Origin of the sequence: Dialister invisus DSM 15470 (assembly GCF_000160055.1) — a bacterium.
Taxonomy (GTDB): Bacteria; Bacillota; Negativicutes; order Veillonellales; family Dialisteraceae; genus Dialister; species Dialister invisus.
The window spans coordinates 1478474-1496453 of the sequence record NZ_GG698602.1; the positions used below are offsets into that span (position 1 = coordinate 1478474).

At 43.4% G+C, this 17980-nt stretch carries 18 protein-coding genes; 12 read left to right on the forward strand and 6 right to left on the reverse strand.

Features of this window, described 5'->3' with window-relative positions; all coding sequences use genetic code 11:
* Nucleotides 1-78 precede the first annotated feature (78 nt).
* The 5 genes from GCWU000321_RS09245 (at nt 79) to GCWU000321_RS07360 (ending at nt 4831) form a co-directional block, all read left to right on the forward strand.
* Nucleotides 79-849 (forward strand): DUF6630 family protein, encoded by a 771-nt coding sequence (locus tag GCWU000321_RS09245; protein ID WP_050754531.1) that lies wholly within the window; start codon nt 79-81, stop codon nt 847-849.
* A gap of 26 nt (nt 850-875) precedes the next feature.
* Nucleotides 876-2252 carry a 23S rRNA (uracil(1939)-C(5))-methyltransferase RlmD gene (rlmD, locus tag GCWU000321_RS07345; protein WP_040382032.1) on the forward strand — a complete coding sequence of 459 codons (1377 nt, stop codon included), beginning with the start codon at nt 876-878 and terminating at the stop codon, nt 2250-2252.
* 324 nt (nt 2253-2576) lie between these two features.
* The gene (locus GCWU000321_RS07350) at nt 2577-3194 is read left to right on the forward strand and encodes an L-2-amino-thiazoline-4-carboxylic acid hydrolase (RefSeq protein ID WP_211204388.1); all 618 of its coding nucleotides are present in this window, start codon (nt 2577-2579) and stop codon (nt 3192-3194) included.
* Nucleotides 3195-3228: 34 nt separating this feature from the next.
* Nucleotides 3229-4125 (forward strand): ketopantoate reductase family protein, encoded by an 897-nt coding sequence (locus GCWU000321_RS07355; protein WP_040381510.1) that lies wholly within the window; start codon nt 3229-3231, stop codon nt 4123-4125.
* A gap of 79 nt (nt 4126-4204) precedes the next feature.
* The gene (locus GCWU000321_RS07360) at nt 4205-4831 is read left to right on the forward strand and encodes a class I SAM-dependent methyltransferase (protein ID WP_007070555.1); all 627 of its coding nucleotides are present in this window, start codon (nt 4205-4207) and stop codon (nt 4829-4831) included.
* Nucleotides 4832-4999: 168 nt separating this feature from the next.
* On the opposite strand, the gene GCWU000321_RS07365 is transcribed toward GCWU000321_RS07360, so the two are convergent.
* The 6 genes from GCWU000321_RS07365 to GCWU000321_RS07390 all read right to left on the reverse strand — a co-directional run bounded on the left by GCWU000321_RS07365 (nt 5000) and on the right by GCWU000321_RS07390 (nt 8494).
* Nucleotides 5000-5209 (reverse strand): hypothetical protein, encoded by a 210-nt coding sequence (locus tag GCWU000321_RS07365; protein WP_040381511.1) that lies wholly within the window; start codon nt 5207-5209, stop codon nt 5000-5002.
* A gap of 88 nt (nt 5210-5297) precedes the next feature.
* Nucleotides 5298-6011 carry an ImmA/IrrE family metallo-endopeptidase gene (locus tag GCWU000321_RS07370; protein ID WP_007070556.1) on the reverse strand — a complete coding sequence of 238 codons (714 nt, stop codon included), beginning with the start codon at nt 6009-6011 and terminating at the stop codon, nt 5298-5300.
* Nucleotides 6012-6013: 2 nt separating this feature from the next.
* Nucleotides 6014-6397 carry a helix-turn-helix domain-containing protein gene (locus tag GCWU000321_RS07375; RefSeq protein ID WP_007070557.1) on the reverse strand — a complete coding sequence of 128 codons (384 nt, stop codon included), beginning with the start codon at nt 6395-6397 and terminating at the stop codon, nt 6014-6016.
* A 126-nt stretch (nt 6398-6523) separates the two neighbouring features.
* Nucleotides 6524-6895, reverse strand: a complete 372-nt coding sequence (locus tag GCWU000321_RS07380) for an ASCH domain-containing protein (RefSeq protein ID WP_040381513.1) — start codon at nt 6893-6895, stop codon at nt 6524-6526.
* The gene (locus tag GCWU000321_RS07385; protein WP_007070559.1) at nt 6870-7967 is read right to left on the reverse strand and encodes a hypothetical protein; all 1098 of its coding nucleotides are present in this window, start codon (nt 7965-7967) and stop codon (nt 6870-6872) included. The genes GCWU000321_RS07380 and GCWU000321_RS07385 overlap by 26 nt, the downstream gene beginning before the upstream one ends.
* 11 nt (nt 7968-7978) lie before the next feature.
* The gene (locus GCWU000321_RS07390; protein ID WP_007070560.1) at nt 7979-8494 is read right to left on the reverse strand and encodes an ATP-binding protein; all 516 of its coding nucleotides are present in this window, start codon (nt 8492-8494) and stop codon (nt 7979-7981) included.
* 204 nt (nt 8495-8698) lie between these two features.
* Between GCWU000321_RS07390 and GCWU000321_RS07395 the strand changes: the two genes are divergently transcribed.
* Genes GCWU000321_RS07395 through GCWU000321_RS09825 form a run of 7 tightly spaced genes read left to right on the forward strand, consistent with a single transcriptional unit; the run spans nt 8699 to nt 17973 of the window.
* Complete coding sequence (locus GCWU000321_RS07395; protein ID WP_007070561.1) at nt 8699-8905, forward strand: helix-turn-helix domain-containing protein; 207 nt, start codon at nt 8699-8701, stop codon at nt 8903-8905.
* A gap of 52 nt (nt 8906-8957) precedes the next feature.
* Nucleotides 8958-11966, forward strand: a complete 3009-nt coding sequence (locus GCWU000321_RS07400; protein WP_007070562.1) for a type I restriction endonuclease subunit R — start codon at nt 8958-8960, stop codon at nt 11964-11966.
* A 1-nt stretch (nt 11967) separates the two neighbouring features.
* The gene (locus tag GCWU000321_RS07405) at nt 11968-13602 is read left to right on the forward strand and encodes an HsdM family class I SAM-dependent methyltransferase (protein WP_040381516.1); all 1635 of its coding nucleotides are present in this window, start codon (nt 11968-11970) and stop codon (nt 13600-13602) included.
* Nucleotides 13590-14852, forward strand: coding sequence for a restriction endonuclease subunit S (locus GCWU000321_RS09250; RefSeq protein WP_007070564.1), 1263 nt, complete (start codon nt 13590-13592; stop codon nt 14850-14852). The genes GCWU000321_RS07405 and GCWU000321_RS09250 overlap by 13 nt, the downstream gene beginning before the upstream one ends.
* Before the next feature lie 46 nt (nt 14853-14898).
* A complete protein-coding gene (locus GCWU000321_RS07415; protein ID WP_007070565.1) occupies nt 14899-16722 on the forward strand; it encodes a DUF262 domain-containing protein in 1824 nt (607 codons plus the stop codon).
* The gene (locus tag GCWU000321_RS07420; RefSeq protein ID WP_007070566.1) at nt 16719-17486 is read left to right on the forward strand and encodes a restriction endonuclease; all 768 of its coding nucleotides are present in this window, start codon (nt 16719-16721) and stop codon (nt 17484-17486) included. Before GCWU000321_RS07415 ends, GCWU000321_RS07420 begins: the two co-directional genes overlap by 4 nt.
* Nucleotides 17476-17973 carry a hypothetical protein gene (locus tag GCWU000321_RS09825; protein ID WP_007070567.1) on the forward strand — a complete coding sequence of 166 codons (498 nt, stop codon included), beginning with the start codon at nt 17476-17478 and terminating at the stop codon, nt 17971-17973. Before GCWU000321_RS07420 ends, GCWU000321_RS09825 begins: the two co-directional genes overlap by 11 nt.
* Nucleotides 17974-17980 lie beyond the last annotated feature (7 nt).

Here is a 17980-nt window from a genome sequence, read left to right on the forward strand (position 1 = left end):
TGGAATGGAGTAAAAGTCAGGATCAGGAAAACAGCCGCAGTGGATAAGGCCGAGTATAGATAGGGCATGGAGGGAATCATGACAGAAGAAGAGTACCATCGAATCGCACGAAGAGAAAAAATATTTTACGCTGTCCTTATTATCGCGTGGTGTTTTGCTTTTGCTGTCTGGTTCACCATCGGATTTCCAAAAGCGAAGTGGGTGCTGATCGGCGGAGGGACGCTGATATACCTGTATCTGAAAAGCACTTTCACCGGGCTTCCCTGGTCGAGGCGGCTGGTCAGACCGGATCCCGTACCGGCGGAAGCGCAGGAAGAAATTGGGACAGAGGAAGAGTATCCTCTTATTTCGGAAACGGAAAGAAAAGGGTATACGATGCTGGCAGAACTTTGCCTGGCGGAAGAAACGCAGAAGAAGCTGGCATCTTTTTTTGAGACATTGAAAGACTATTCAGGTGCGGGAGAAGATGGGGAGTATGGCAGCACGCTGTTCTATGTGATGGAGTACATGGATGAGGAAGCCCATATTTTTTTTCTGATGGGGCTTGATTGGAAGCAGGAGGTGGAAACCCTGGAATGGCGGATTGAAAGCGCGCTTACAAAAAATTTCGGAGTGTCTGCCGACCTGCCGGATTTCAGAACGTATGGAAACAAGTCAATTTCCGCCCCTTCTGTTTTTGCCGACTATGACAATGCCCTGCGCAGGAAAGGATTTCAGCTGGGCTTTATAGATGTGGAATGTGATGAATACGTCATATTTGTCCATCGGACAGCGGATAGGGACAAAGCAGCAGACGCTGTACATCGGATTGGATACCGATATAAGGAAGTGGCGGATCTGGCAATATGAAAAACAGGAAATCGGGAGACGCCGGTATGAAATATGATCCGGCACAGGTCAGAATCCATGAAGTATACACGGTGGCAATCAGGGATCTGGGTGTTCATGGGGAAGGGATCGGGAGTGTGGACGGATTCACCGTATTTGTTCTCGGGGCGCTTCCCGGAGAAACGGTCACCGCGGAAATCATTCTGTTGAAAAAATCTTATGCCCTGGGGAAACTGCTTTCCATAGAGCAGGAATCTCCTTTCCGCGTGGTGCCGGAGTGTCCCGTTTATGAAAACTGCGGCGGCTGCCAGCTTTCCCATCTCACCTATGAAGGGCAGCTCGATATGAAATACCGCCGTGTAAAAGATGTGATAGAGCGTATCGCCGGCGAATCGGGGAAATTGGTGAGGCCCGTGCTTCCGGCGGTGCATCCTTTCGCGTACAGAAATAAAATGGCCGTACCGGCAGGTCTCGTAAAGGGGGAAGCGGCGCTCGGCTGCTACCGGCAGGGTAGCCATGACATCATACCGGTTTCCTCCTGTGCTATTCAGAAAGAAGAAAATAACCGCCTGCTTCAATTTGCCCGGCGGTTTATAGAGAAGTACGGGATTTCCGTCTATGATGAAAAGACACGGAAAGGAAGCCTGCGCCATGTAATGGGGCGTGTGGGTGATGACGGAAAAGTGATGGTCGTTCTTGTGACCGCTTCCGAAACCCTTCCGGAAGAAAAACGGTGGATAGAAGGAATACAAAAGGAACTGCCCGAAGTCATTTCCCTTTGGCACAATATCCAGCCCAAGCCGGGAAATACGATACTGGGCGCGAAAATCCGACACCTCTGGGGCAGAGAAACGCTCACTGCCTCTCTTTGCGGACTGCAATTTGAAGTATCCCCGTACTCCTTCTTTCAGGTGCATAAAGAGCAGGCGGAAATTCTCTATGAGAAAGCTTTGGAATACGCTGATCTCAAAGGCGGAGAAACTGTCATAGACGCCTACTGCGGTACAGGTACCATTTCCCTCTGCCTGGCGAAAAAGGCAAAGCGGGTCATCGGCATAGAAATCGTGAAGCCCGCCATAGAAGACGCCAAAAAGAATGCGAAAAAGAACCATATGGAAAATACGGAATTTTACGCAGCCGACGCGGGAAAACTCATGCCGCAGCTTTACCGGCAAGGGCTGGTTCCCGATGTGATCGTCATGGATCCCGTCAGAGCAGGTTGCAGCGAAGAAGTGTTGAAGGCGGCGGCAGGCATGAATCCCAAGCGCATCGTTTACGTTTCCTGCAATCCCGCCACCTTTGCCAGAGATGCGAAGATTTTAAAATCGGAAGGCTACGAAATCAAAGAAGTCCAGCCGGTGGACATGTTCCCCCAGACCATGCATGTGGAGACTGTGGTCTTGATGTCACGGGTTGAGAAATAGACTGTGAAGGAATGGCTTAAAACAAGGCCTTTCGAGGATTTGACCATCAGCGCCGAGGTCTCCCTTAGACCGCAAAAATCGCTCCGAGGAAACATATCAAAGGCATTTTGCCGGAGGGTTGAGTTGCCGGTTTGGATGTCAGAGGGTTGAGACTTCGGTTTGGATGTTTTTGAGGCAGGGTTGACACTGTGATTTGGATGTCAGGAAAAGTGGCCTCCACACGACCATCAAAGGCGGCGGGGAGCAAAGCAATAAAATAGACAAATTTCGGTTTACAGAGAATCGAGGTATCGGAGAATGATGAAATACACAGGAAAATATTATATGCTCTTTACCATTTTTCTGAAAAAGTATTTGAAAGAACAATATGGGAAGGATGTTACAAAGAGTACCCTTAAGAAAGCACCTGCGATATACAGGGATATGCTCGACAAGTGCGATGATATAGGCTCAGACAATCCCATGGCAGGAAATATCTATATGTGCTTTGTCTTTCTCGCCGTATGGAAAGCTGCTGACGGGGCAATTGATCCTGAAAGTTACCGTACTGTCGTGAACAAGTTTATGAGAAGCGGTATTGTCTCAAAATTCATGGGAGGGAAAGATATTAACAATCCCGATGATTTTAAGAAGATGAAGGATAAATTCCACGCCATGCAGGACTGGGCAGATGCTCATCCCGAGTACAAAGAAAAGACGTGGGATTTCAACTTCGATGATAAAAAACACAGGGACGGCAGCTATTACCACTTTACAAGATGCCCGCTTAATAACTTCGCAAGGGAATATGGCTTTCTGGAAGTTCTTCCGATATGCTGTGATATAGATTACATTACGACAGAATATTCTCACGGAGTTCTTTACCGTGATTATACATTGGCATCAGGTGGGGATATATGCGATTACTGGATTGTGCCGGATAAGGTGGAGAATCCAGAATAAATCAGAAGCACCCACATTTCCGTCAAAGGCGGTGGTGTACAGAACACAGGAGGTAGTTGTCACGAGAATTTTAATATATGGAACAGGTGTGATCGGGAGCCTTTACGCCGCGTTGCTCTCGGAGATGGAAATGGATGTTTCCGTATATGCCAGAGGAAACCGACTGAAAAGCCTGCAGGAACAGGGTCTGCGCTATAAGGCCGGGCAGGAGGTCAAAACCGCAAAGGTGACTGTTCTTTCCCGGCTTGAAGCGAATGACAGATACGATTACATCATCCTTGCAGTAAGGGAAAATCAGCTGTATAACGCTTTGGCAGAGCTGAAATATAACACGAGTCCGACCATAGTTACGATGGTGAATTCTCTTGATACATATGACAAGTGGGAGACCATCTGCGGAAAAGGACGCATTCTTCCCGCTTTTCCCGGAGCAGGCGGAGGCTTTGACGGAGATATTTTGGATGCGGCGCTGACTCCGAGCTTCATTCAGCCGACCACGATCGGAAGCACGGATGGACGGGAAAAGGCTTTGGCAAAGGCTTTCAAAAAAGCAGGGATCCCCTGTCAGATCGTTGATGATATGCATATCTGGCAGATATGTTATCTGGCGATGGTCGTTCCGATCGCGAATGCCTATTATGAGTCAGAGGACCCGAAGCATGCCGGAAATGACGGAACGCTGATGAAGATAACGGCGGCACGAATCAGGAAAAACTTTGAGGACATTTCCCGCATGGGGCTGAAGCTTTCCCCTCCGAAAATGAAGCTGTTTACCATTCTTCCGGCGGGCCTTGCTGCTGTTGTTCTCGGTTTCGTTTTCAGAAGCAGCTTTGGTGACATCTTCATGTATCGGCATTCCATGAAAGCACCGGATGAAATGCGGCAACTGCATGAACAATTTTATGGGTATATGGAGAAACACAAAGCATAAGGGCATAACTAACATAACACACGGCCTCACGCTGCCGTTAAAGGCGGCGGGGAGTGGCTGAATACGAGGAGAATCGGTTATGTTTTGGGATAATGTTGCGGGTGTATACGATGTGTTCGTAAATGTCATCAACAGGAAAACACATACAGCGCTGCGTAAGATCGTAGCCGGCATGATAGAATCTGAAGACACGGTACTGGAATGCGCCTGCGGAACAGGGCTTCTCAGCATTGTAATCGCGAAAAAATGCAAAAGACTGACAGCTACAGATTTTTCAGAGAAGATGCTGAAAAAGGCGGCAAAGAACTGCGCATCCTGCACCAATATCGCGTTTAGGTTTGCTGATATTACGGCGCTGGATTTTGCGGATAACAGCTTTGATAAGGTGGTGGCGGGGAACGTGATCCATCTTCTTGATGACCCGATGAAAGCGCTGAATGAGCTGAACCGTGTTTGCAAACCGGGAGGCACATTGATCATCCCTACATATATGAATCGGGAAAAGAAAGAACAGGACAGCAGCTTTATCTCTGCGGTCGGCAGGGCCGGGGCGGATTTTAAGCGACAGTTTACAGCAGACAGTTACAGACAGTTCTTTCTGGACGCCGGCTATGATGATGTAAAAATAACCATGGCTGAGGGACGGGTTCCCTGTGCCGTAGCCGTGATGAAATGCGTTTTACATTGTTTTCATTGTCTTTCATAAAAATCGTCTCCTTTGGATTTGCAAATAAATAAGGTTGAAATCCGCAGGAGCCGATTTATGTCCGTAGAGACAGAAAGACGGCCAAAGGCACAGTCCTCCCCGTTGGGATGAAACTATGTCCTTGGCCGTCAAGCAGCTCTGCGGACTTCTATTCAGTTATGGATCTGGTTAAGCGGCTATTTTATAGCTGCGCACTTTGAAGGCCGAGGTGGTGATCCGTGTCACGTCGGTCCGGGTGTTGTCTCTTTCCACTGTGAATGTTTCGCCTATAGACAAATAGGCTGTCGTTCGATGTCCTTTATACAGTGAAGAGACATAGCCGGTCGCCGCGTTGCCACAGCAAGCTAAGCGACCGAGGCAGTCTCGAATTTCTTCCATCCGCACCCCTCCTTTCATTAATTCGTTAATTAGCGGCTCCGCTTTTTAGCGAAGCAACACCCTAAAAAAAGAGGAGCTGGCACATGGCTCAAGAGAGGAGTTCCAGCTCCGAGAGTCTGATCGCAGCAGAAGTCTGCGATACTTGATAGAATCCGGCGAACTGTTCCAGAATCCATTTCGACTTGGAGATCAGTCCTGCGGATACAAATTTGTTTTTCTTACTGCGTTCGATGATCATTTGAAACCCGTCAGCAATCGTTTCTCTTGGCATAAGTATGCGAGGGGCAATACCGTTTGCTTGCCATTCGAGCCAATCCACATCGGTCCAAACCTCCTTGAAGGACTCGTCTTTAGCTTCAACGGGACATCGTTGAGCCACAGCTCGTCCCTCCTTTAACGCCTCCATAGCAAGAAAGTAGTTGCGATGGTAGATCCAGTGGACACATTCGTGGGCTACAGTATTACGACGGCTGCCAAAGTTACGCTTCAGATAGGTGTCCGGATCAATGATCATCGTCTTTGCCTTAACGAACACCTCCCGATATTCATCTTCGGATGGATCGTAGATTTCAACAAGTCCATCGGTGAAACACATCTGGCCGAGAATACTGAGATCCTCGGAGAGGTGAAATTCCTTGATGAGTAGATGCAGTTTATCTCTTGCGATCTCTTCGATAGGGACGGCCATCGGCTTTTCGAGCGCTTCTGGACAGTATTCTGCTAAAATGTCAGCGGCCTTGTCGTCAAATTCTGATTTGTACATTCGAGGGACAAGAGAGCTGAGATATGCTTCTTTGGTCATATTTATCCTTTCTTTTCGATCTCTTCCAGAACGCGCTGCCAGAAGTCATCACCGAGCTTCTTATCACTGGCCTTACGAAGGGCAGCCCGAACATGCGGAATATTCTCATCCATGATGTATTCAGGAAGGTCCGGTGCCGCTTCATTTCTTTCGCGACCTGCGAGATCGAACATCTCTGCACGCTCATCTTCAGTGAGGTAAAGTACGTCTGCTATTTTGAGCAGCATACCCATTTCCGGGGGATTACGTCTGCCTTTGATAATGTCCGAGAGATAGGTAGCAGTTGTGCCCATCGCCTGTGCGATGTCTTTGAGGAGAATGTTGCCGCCGTCAGAGGCGCGTCCCAGCCTCTTCTCATTAATGAATTTTCCAAAATCGCCTGTCATTGTAAAAACTCCTTTCTTCGTCAATTAGCGACTTCGCTAATCTGCTTATTAGTATAGCGAGGAAATGTGTTTTTGTCAAGTGGTTCATAAAAAAAGCCACGCTGTTCCTCACAACGTGGCTAAGAGTTAATCCAGATATACAAATGATTGAGGGGCTTGGTTGATTCCGTAATCGGATAGCGCCTTCGGTGTTTCATAGATAATAACATCTTTCAACTTATAAGCAATGGCTTTATCTTTTCCGGCATAGTAGGAGAAATAGAACTTTTTCGTTATTCCTGCCGCCGTTTTTGCAATTTCCCAGATTTCTTTTGGTGTGCCCTCCAGAATCTCATCTATGGTTGCTTCGCCAACCACCTGCTTTTGAGGCGAGGAAGCATAGAAGACTATGCGGTCCACACCGTCTTTGGGTTTGCTTTTCCTGAATTCATATTGTTTTTTGCCTTCCAGTATTACCTTGGCATATTTAGGTTTAATCGATAATAACATTGTCGACATCGACGTTGCCCTCCCGTAGAATTTTCTCGAACTGACTTCTCGTGTAGCGGAAATTCATCGGGTGGGTTCCGGGCCAGCAATCATTATCCTTCAGCCATTTCCAATTCACATTATTCCCAGCGCCGAAGTAGCCATAGTAGAGCAGTTCAATCAGCGTTAGAGAAGCCCATATTTCATATTTTATTTTAAGCTCATCTTCATCGTATACTGATTTATTGCCAACCATATGGAGGAATTCGTCATATGTGCAAAGAGCCTGTCCATTAGCCTTTATCTTTTCTACTCGTGTTGCGACACAATAAGAAGTGATAACGGACTTGTATCCCGGTCGACCGTCTGTTCCTGTGTACTTTCGGTATATTAGAACGGGTTCTCCGACTTTAAAAGCTAAGCTGTAAGGCTTGCCTATATATACTTTCTTTAGTCCATTTGCTACGCGCAGATCTACACGCTCCTGTAGAGTGTTGGCAAGCTCAGAATACGCAAACATCGTATCGTGGTAAGCCATGTCGATTGCAAGGCATCCAGCATATTGTACCTGATTGCTAATGAAAGGAAAAGACTTACACGGATCGCTGAAATCAAGATTTCTTCGATCTTTAATATAGACACGTTCGCTATTCAAATTATTGCCCACATGAATAAAGCCATATTTTTCCAGAAGGAATATGAGGCTGGTATGCTTTTCAAATACGGTGACATAAATTTCGTTTGTGCCGAGATCTCTCCACCGCCAAAGGGTGAGGCCGAGTGCACCCTCACCGATTCGCTGATGACGATATCTTTCGTCAATTTTGATGGTGGTTATTTTTAAGCGTGGCACTTTGGGTAGTACAGTTCCGTCAGCCAGCTTGATCTCTTCGGTTTCATCTGGCTTTAAATTGACGAAGGCACCAATTCCTTGATCATCTTGGAATACCAAGGCTTTTTTACCATCGGCAGCTTTGGCGGCAAACCATTGAACAAAGCCTGTGCTGGTTGAATTACCCGGATAATCAGCTTTTAATGAATCAAAGAAGGGGTCATCGAGATTTATCTCAGAAAAACGTTTGCGCTCAAATTTGCCCGCCATAAAAATCCTCCTTAAAGTGCCTTTATAAAATCAATCGCCTGTGCAAGATCTCCGGCACCACCAGATATGAAAAGCTTCGAACCAATTTCGGTGGCGATCTCTTTTGCATAGGCGCATTCTTCATGCTGGAAATCTTCGATACTCTGTACCGAGGCTTCAATTCCGTCGCGTTCTTTACGACGATCCGCAATCACCTCTGACTTCTCCATCAGCAGAATAATAGCATCGGGATTCAAAGTGGTGAAGGTATCATATGGAATGCGGGTTATTTCACCAGATGCATTGAGCAGACAGAAGTGTCCATCAAGAATAAAATTCTTCCCGGATGATCTCAATTCATCAACTGCCTGAAGAAGGTATTGCTGGTTGTCGTCAATGTCTGGAATAAGTTTGTCTTTGGCGAATCCGGAGTGCTTCTTCTGGGTGATCAGCGTACTGGCAGAGTATGATTCTATACCTGTAGTCTCTTTGACCATGTCGCAGAAGTAGGACTTCCCAACGCCGTGAACTCCGCTTATAAAGATCATGAACGACACGCCTCCTTAGTGCAAAATCGGCTGCGAAACCAGCCGTCTATGTCATTATAACAGATTTGATCACGAAATTCAAGAGAAAACGATATTTATTCCTGCAATCGCACGATAAAATCTTGAAATTTAAAGCCAGACGTGCTATAATGAAAAAGTCGGAGTATATATGTAGACATTTTGACAGAAAATGGAGGTTGGCACATGGCCATTAGTTACAAGAAATTATGGAAGCTGTTAATTGATAAAGATATGAAGAAAAAAGATTTGCAGCGTGTAGCTGGGATCAGTGCGGCATCCGTGACAAAGCTCGGAAAGAACGAGAACGTAAACACAGAGATTATAGAAAAAATCTGTGTGGCTTTGCAATGCGATGTCAGCGACATAATGGAAATGGTCGATGACGAATAAAAAGGGTCCTATGGACGGTGAATATGTAGCGTAACTAAAGGAGGATTTGATCATGGGCAGACCGGAGGATTCAAGGGTTAAAATACCGGCGCTCGTGCATTTCACGAGACTTGGATATGAATATATGTCCATTAAAGGAAAAAATCGTGGCGTTGATTATGACGAAGACACGAATATTTTCTATGCACAATTTTTGGAAGCCCTGAACAAAATCAACAGAGTATCTTTATCGCAGGAAGAATCTTTTAAGATAATTAATGAGTTAAAAATTAAACTCGATAATGATGATCTGGGTAAGACCTTTTTTAGTCTTTTAAAGGACGGGATTAATGGCCTCCGCCTCATTGATTTATCTGACATCAAAAATAATTCGTATGTAGTCGTAACTGAGCTTCCTTATGAGAATGGCGATGACAATTTCAGACCGGACATTACCATTTTGATCAATGGAATGCCTCTGTCTTTCGTGGAGGTAAAAAGACAGAATAATCGCGAAGGCATACTGGTTGAACGCGAGAGAATGACGCGTCGGTTTTCAAATCGGATTTATAGAAGGTACGTAAACATCACCCAATACACCGTGTTCTCCAACAATAATGAGTACGACGATACCGATATTGAGCCGATACAGGGAGCGTTTTATGCATCCAGTAATTACGGCAAAATGTTCTTCAGTAAATTCAGAGAGCAGCGCAAGGAGGAATTGAGTCGATCTCTATTGCCTATAGATGATGAAACAGAGCTATTTATATTAAAGGATACAAATCTTCTCTCAATCAAAGGCACTCCGGAATACAAGTCTTCTATTAGTGAAGATTCTCCAACAAATCGGATCGTGACTTCCTTATATACAAAGGAACGGATAATGTTTCTTTTGCAATATGGAATTTGCTATAAGGAAACAACCGACAAAAACGGTATACGCCACATTGAAAAACACATCATGAGATACCCGCAAATGTTTGCTACTATGGCCATCCGAGATCGCCTCGACGAGGGTATTAAGAAAGGTATCATTTGGCACACTCAGGGTAGCGGTAAGACAGCTCTTGCTTATTCAAATGTGCTTTATCTACGGGATTACTTTCAAAAGCAAGGTAAAATAGCGAAGTTCTACTTCATAGTTGACCGCATTGATCTTGCTTCTCAGGCAAAAGCCGAGTTTGAGGCACGCGGACTGAAGGTAATTACTGTCGACTCAAAGGAGGACTTTATCAAAAATATTTCCTCCATAGGCGAAGCTGATAAAAGTGGGAAGATTGCATTTACCGTCGTAAATATCCAGAAATTTTCTGCGGAATCGGTGACAAAAAAGGCGAATTATAATGTCAATGTTCAGCGTGTTTATTTTATGGACGAAGCTCATCGAAGCTACAATCCCAAAGGCTCATTTCTTGCAAATTTGATGGCCTCAGATCGAGAAGCCATTATGATCGCTCTGACTGGCACTCCGCTAATCGGAGAGGGATATAACACGAAAGATGTTTTCGGTCCTTATATTCACAAGTACTATTATAATCAATCGATCGCAGATGGATATACATTGAAACTGATCCGCGAGGAAATAGAAACTACATATCGAACACAGATGGCGGCTACGTTGGAGCAGCTTGAAGTCCAAATGGGCTCCATCAAGAAAAAAGATTTATATTCCCATCCAAAGTTTGTTAAAGAGATGGTCGACTACATTGTAGATGATTATAAAAAGGGCCGTAGTGTTTTGGATAGTTCAATTGGGGCGATGATTGTTTGCGATTCCTCAGAACAAGCGCGGGAGGTTAACGCTCAGCTGGATAGATTAAATGCCTATTCTCATGCTCTCGTTTTGCATGATGAAGGGAGTAAGCAGGATCGAAAAGATATTCAGGAGGACTTCAAGAAAGGCAACATCGACATACTTGTTGTATATAATATGTTGCTAACTGGATTTGATGCTCCTCGTCTAAAAAAGCAATATCTGGCACGAATGATCAAGGCCCATAATCTGCTTCAGACATTAACAAGGGTGAATAGGCCTTACAGAGATTATCACTATGGATTTGTCGTTGACTTTGCAAATATTAAAGACGAATTTGATAAAACAAATAAGGCCTACTTTGATGAACTTCAAGCAGAACTGGGCGATGAAGTAGAAAATTACAGCGAGATCTTTAAGAGCCATGAGGAGATTGAACGGGATTTAACGGATGTAAAGAACCAGTTATTCCTATATGACACAGATAACATCGTAGAATTCATAAATCAGATTAATGGCATTGATGACAAGAAGACGCTCCTCAATCTAAAGGAGGCGCTTGAAAACTATAAGGTTCTCCATAATTTGATCCGCTTGTTTGGCTATGATGACTTATATGTTCATTTTGATGTGAGCAAGGCAATCCAGATGCTGAACGAGGTAACAAATAGGATAAATATTATCAACTTCAAACAGAATGTCGAAAATTCTGAGGATATGTCTAGCGTCTTGAATACGGCTCTGGATCAAATCCGTTTTCAGTTCAGAAAGGTAAAAGAAGAAGAACTTGTTATTGCAGATGCGTTTAGAAATTCCCTCGAAAAAACGCGACGTGAGATCGTGGATCGATGCCTTGATCCCAAAGATCCTGAGTATATATCTCTTCTCGAAGAGCTGAAACGTGTCTTTAAAAAGAAAAACATAGAGGAACTGACTACCGATGAGATGAAGGCCGTAATAGAGGAACTCGATGGCCTAAGAAAAAGAGCTGAAAAGCATAATCACGAAGATCAAATGCTGGCAGCCAAATATGATGGGGATGTTAAGTATATGCGAACACATAAGCGAATAATGGGAAATCCGCCGCCCATTGCGGATGCGCTTACGGTTCATTCAATCCTGATGGATGTTAAACGACAGGCGGACGACACTGTTTCTCGTAATGAAAGCGTGTTGGATAATCAGGCCTTTTTCATCAGATCGCTTCAACCTGCAATCATTTCGGCTTGCAAAAAGCGAAACACTAAAGTTAATATGCAACAAGTTCAATTTATAGATGCTTGCATCGCACAAGAATATTTTACGGAAAGGAACTGGGCTTCTTAATATGGAAACACAGATTATTATGAAAAGAACCAAGGCGATGATTGATGACCTTAAAACAGTCTGCGCAAATTATGGCCTCGGCAACGCAAGTAGCGAATATAAAATTATCACAGAGGTTTTCCTCTATAAATTCTTAAATGACAAGTTCTTGTACGAGGTCAGGCAGGCTGATGAAGGCTTAAAAAACAGTACCAATATTGAAGCTGATCTTAGTGCAATGGACGATGAAAGTTACGACTTCCTTCTGGCCAGCCTTCCTCCGACGACTGCACAGCTTAAGAAAGAACACTTCATTTCCTATTTGTTTAACCGAAAAAACACAGACAAGTTTAATGAACTGTTTGATGATACGTTGATCGATATAGCCAACTTTAACATTGATGTGTTTTCTGTCAAGACGGGTAGTGAAGATAAAATAAGGCTGTTTGACGCAATCTCAGTGTTTGTTACTGAAACCAATAGGAGATCAGACTTTTGCCGAGCAATCATAGATAAACTGGTTGCCTTTAGCTTTGCGGAAGCCTTTGCACAAAAGTATGACTTCTTTGCAGCCGTCTTTGAATATCTTATAAAAGATTACAACAAAGATTTTGGTAAGTATGCTGAGTACTATACACCACATTCGATAGCCAGCATTATTGCTAAGATCATGGTGCCGGATGGGGCACAGAATGTTACTGTATATGATCCAGCAGCAGGATCAGGTACGCTCGTCTTAGCATTGGCACATGAAATTGGTGAGGATAACTGCACTATTTATACACAAGATATCTCTCAAAAATCGAACGAGTTTTTGAGGCTTAATCTGATCCTCAACAATTTGGTTCACTCCCTCGGAAATGTTGTTCATGGGGATACCCTTCTTCAGCCGGAACATTTGAACAAGCAGAAGAACGGCTTAATGAAGTTTGACTACATTGTTAGCAATCCGCCTTTTAATATGGATTTCAGTGATAATAGAGACACGTTGGCTGGGGAGAAGTATAAAGAGCGATTCTGGGCCGGAGTTCCCAATATACCTAAGAAGAAAAAAGATAGCATGGATATTTACTTGCTGTTTTTACAACATATCTTATTCTCATTAAAAGATACTGGTAAAGCGGGAATCGTTGTCCCGACAGGATTCCTAACTACTGCAACTGGCATACAGAAAAAAATTAGAGAGAAGATCATCTCGGAGAAAATGCTCAGAGGCGTAATATCGATGCCTTCTAATATCTTTGCTACAACAGGAACTAACGTATCAATAATGTTTTTGGATGCACAGAAACAGCAAGATAAAGTGATGCTGATGGATGCTTCCTCGATGGGCCAAAAGATCAAGGTCGACGGAAAGAATCAAAGAACCGTTTTGAGAGACTTTGAGATAGAACAGATAATCAGTACTTTTAACTGCGAAATTGAAACAGATGATTTTTCTGTTATGGTATCACTCGATCAGATAAGTAAGAATAAATTCTCTTTAAGTGCCGGACAGTATTTTACTTTTAAGCTTCCGTATGTGGAAATTAGCGAGGCAGAATTTGATAAAGAGATGCAACGACTTCAAATAGAATTAGGAGATGAATTGGATGCAGGAGCAGAACTGAATAAAGAAATCTGCGCCATTATGGAGAGGTTAAAATGGAATCAGTAAAACTTGAGCCATTAGGCAAATATATCGATATAATAACTGATTATCATGCAAACGGATCCTATGAGTCGCTAAAGGATCATGTGACTCTGTTGGATCATAAGGATTATGCGGTTATTATAAGAACATTGAATTTCGAACGTCAGGACTTTCGTGATGAACTGTTGTATGTAGACGAAGATGCCTATAATTTTCTTGAAAAAAGCAAAGTTCTGCCGAACGATATCCTTATGAACAAGATTGCAAATCCCGGTAGTGTATATATTATGCCTGATTTGGGATGCCCAGTTACCTGTGGAATGAATCTGTTCCTAATCCGTTTCAATAATCAAGTTAATCAGCGTTACATGTACTATAACATGAAAAATGTTGAGCCTTATATAAAGTCATTTTCACATGGTACTACCACTAAAACAATTACCAAAGATGACGTTAGGGGTATAGAAGTTTATTTTCATAGCAAGCCCATGCAAGATTCTATTGCGAACTTCCTTACACTAATTGATGATAAGATTCAAAACAACAAGAACATTATTTATACGTTAAGTAGGACAATCAAATTATTATATGATTATTGGTTTATTCAATTTGATTTTCCTGATAAAGACGGAAAGCCTTATAAATCTCATGGCGGGGAATTTATATACAGCTCATTGCTGAAAAGGAATATTCCTGAAGGATGGACAGAGTTATCTTTAGGTAAAAGACTTACGTTCGAAAGAGGTGTCGAGATCGGTAGCGATAATTATCTGGTGGAAAAACAGGAGAATAGCGCTCCATTTATTAGGGTAAGCGATTTAAATGGCTCCAGTGAGATTTACGCGAAAATGGATCTTCTTGATGGTAAATTGCTCGCGCCACAAGATATTTGCGTGTCGCTTGATGGGACGGTTGGAAAAGTTGACTATGCATTGTATGGTGGATATTCAACTGGAATACGCAAAGTTTATGATGAGAAGGCGGAAATCAATAATTCCCTAATTTTTGCAATCTTAACTTCAGATTATATTCAATATGTGATTGAAAAGTATGCAACAGGATCAAATATCTTGCACGCATCCGAAGCCGTTAATCATATGGATATTCCATATTCTAAAGAAGTCTATGGACAGTTCCAGAAATTAATCACGCCCATGTTTGAAAAAATGATAAAAGTTAAACTCGAGAATGAAAAACTGCAGAATTATAAGAATCTAATTTTACCAATGTTAATGAATGGGCAAGTAATATTTGGAGAAGACATACGGGATTGATCTGTCTTAAGACATATTGAGGTTCGCATTTGTCTGGAGGAAGTTTATGAAGAAGATTGAAGGATCTCCTAAGAGTTTAAAACAGCTGCTGCAGAATACGAAGTATTCCATCCATTATTATCAGAGGGAATACATGTGGCAGAGAAAGCATATTGAAGAGCTGATTGATGACCTTACATCGGAGTTTTTGGATTACTATGTTCCGGGAGACAGCCGTCAGAAGGTACAGGATTATGGCGCATATTTCATGGGCTCCATTGTTCTGGCAGGAAGAGAGAATGCCATCATTGACGGGCAGCAGAGGTTTTCGTCGCTTACTCTGTTGCTGATGTATCTCAATAACCGGCTGCGCACGCTTGGCCAGAGTTATAGCATGATCGAGCAGATGATTTTCTCCGAAGCCTATGGCACAAAGTCTTTCAATATCAATGTTGAGGACCGGTCAGATTGCATGAATGCTATTTTCAATGACCAGCCATATGACACGACTGATGTTGGCGAATCCGTGAGAAATCTTTATGGCAGATACAACGATATCATCGACGTCTTCCCTGCTGATGATATTACGGACGATATGCTTTTGCATTTCTGCGACTGGCTGGCTGAGAAGGTGTTCTTCATTGAGATTGTTGCCACAACAGAGCAGGATGCGCATAAGGTTTTCGTAACGATGAATGACCGTGGCCTTAGCCTGACATCGACGGAAATGCTGAAGGGTTATCTGCTGTCTGAAATTAAGGACGATTCAAAGCGTGAAAAGCTGAATGACGTCTGGAAGGATAAGGTCCTCTCGCTCAAGAAGGATGATGACAAGGGCGATGAGACTTTTATCAAGGCATGGCTGAGGGCACAGTACGCGGAAACTATTCGTGAAACGAAAGCCGGTGCTGTGAATCAGGACTTTGATATTATTGGTGGCTCTTTCCATAAATGGGTACGTGATGAGCGAGATAAGCTGGGCCTTTCCACAACGGACGATTTTGAACTTTTCATCATGAAGTTCTCGAAGTTCGCTGATGTCTACAAGAAAATCCGCGAGGCAGAGAGCACCTTCGCGGAAGAAACAAAATACATTTATTACAATGCGCAGGTCAATTTTACGCTTCAACCGCAGCTGTTGCTGGCACCGATTTGCTATGAGGATACATGGCCGGCCATCATCGAAAAAATGAATCTGGTAGCCCGGTTCATTGACCTGCTGATCACTGCCAGAGTTACGAATTACAAATCCGTTGATTACAGTACTATCAAAAACTATGTATTCAACGTAACGAAGAACATCCGCAGATGCAGTATCGATGACCTGAAAGCTCGACTGAAAGCTCAATATGAGAATCTTGCCTATGATCCGGCAGCGGCACTTCCTGAGCTGCGTCTGAACAGCTTTACTAAGAAGTACATCAAGAACATGCTTGCCCGAATCACCGGTTATATAGAGGAGCAGACCGGAGTGGCTTCAAATTACTGTAATTACATGAATACGCAGACAAAGAATCCATTTGAAATCGAGCATATCATCACGGACCATTACGAGTGGTTCACAAGCGAATACGCTGATCAGGAAGAATTCAGACGGTGGAGGAATAGTTTCGGCGCATTGCTGCTTTTGCATAAGAGCATCAACGCCAGCCTGAACGATTCCAAATATGATTACAAGCTCTCGAAGTATTGCTCCAATGAAGGAAACATTTATACCGAGTCGCTGGGAGATCAGGCCTATCAGAACAATCCGAAGTTCAAGAAATTCATAGCTGATAATGGTCTGGGATTCAAGCCTTACGCACAGTTCGGAAAGACAGAAATCACTGAGCGGATTCAGCTTCTCGTGCAGCTGGTTAATCTGGTATGGAATACGGAGATGTTTGTATGATGGAGCTATTAGAAGATGTTTTTATCCGTTGCAACAGATGCCGGGAAATAACAGGAATTCATAAAGAGGATTTTGATTTTGAAACCTATGTTTATGATCACGGCGATAATGGCATGGGTGAAGAAATAGAATATAGGCACGAAGGCGGATTTGAATGCGACTGTTGCGGGAACAGAATATCCTTCAGAATATCTGGATATGAATATCCGGTAGGAGCATTCGATTACGAAGATTGCGAAATTGAAGGTGGCTCCTTTGAAGTGGAGCCGCATATGGGAGTCATCTATAGCCGCGATGATTTTGATCCTGATGATGCCTATCCGGAGTATACAAGAGTCGAGCAGATGATTATGGAAATTGCGAAGTCTCCAGAAATGATTTATGACATTTCACCACGGGAATTTGAAGAGGTTATAGAGCGAGTGCTACAGGATCAAGGGTTTGAAACAACCTTAACGCAGCAGACCAGAGACGATGGACGAGATATCATTGCGACAAAATACGAGATGGGAAAGCCTGTTGTTTTCTATATCGAATGTAAAAGATATGGAAGACAGAATTCTGTTGGAGTGAGCATAGTAAGGTCCCTGTATGGTGTGCAATCAGCAGATCGTATTAACAAGGCGATTCTTGTAACAACCGGTCATGTTACGCGTGGAGCCCGCAGATTTGTTGAAAAACAAAATACCATGATGAGCGTAATTGATGTTGATGAAATCCACGATTTAATCCAGAAGAACGCAAGAAAGTATCGTGGCTATTAGGGTTGAGACAATGAAATTCCATCCACTCGCAAACCAGGCAAGGGTTGAGACGATGAAAAACGCGATGCCCGGAAAAGTCCCATTTCATGCGGCTTTCCTGAAAGCGGTGGATATGTTTCCGCGAACAGCGATATGCCCTGACATCAAAATGGACGTGTCGAGCCATGTGGAGACCATCGTGTTGCTTTCCAAACTATATTCAAAGAAATATATTAGTGTAGAACTTCCGATGGATGATATGGACTTAACAAGTGCCGAGAGTAAAGCAACCTATAAACAAATTCAAAACTATGTTTTGGAAAAGTTTGGGTTTAAAGTGTCGACACTTTATATTGCACAAGTTAAGAGGAAATGGGGGTTAGATGTTAGGGAACACTATAATATGTCTAAAAATGAGAAGCAGAAAATACCAAAGTGTCCAATTGAAAAAGAAGAAGCTATTTTAGATGCGTTGAAGCATTTTAAGATGATTAAAGACGATTTTTAGTGAATAT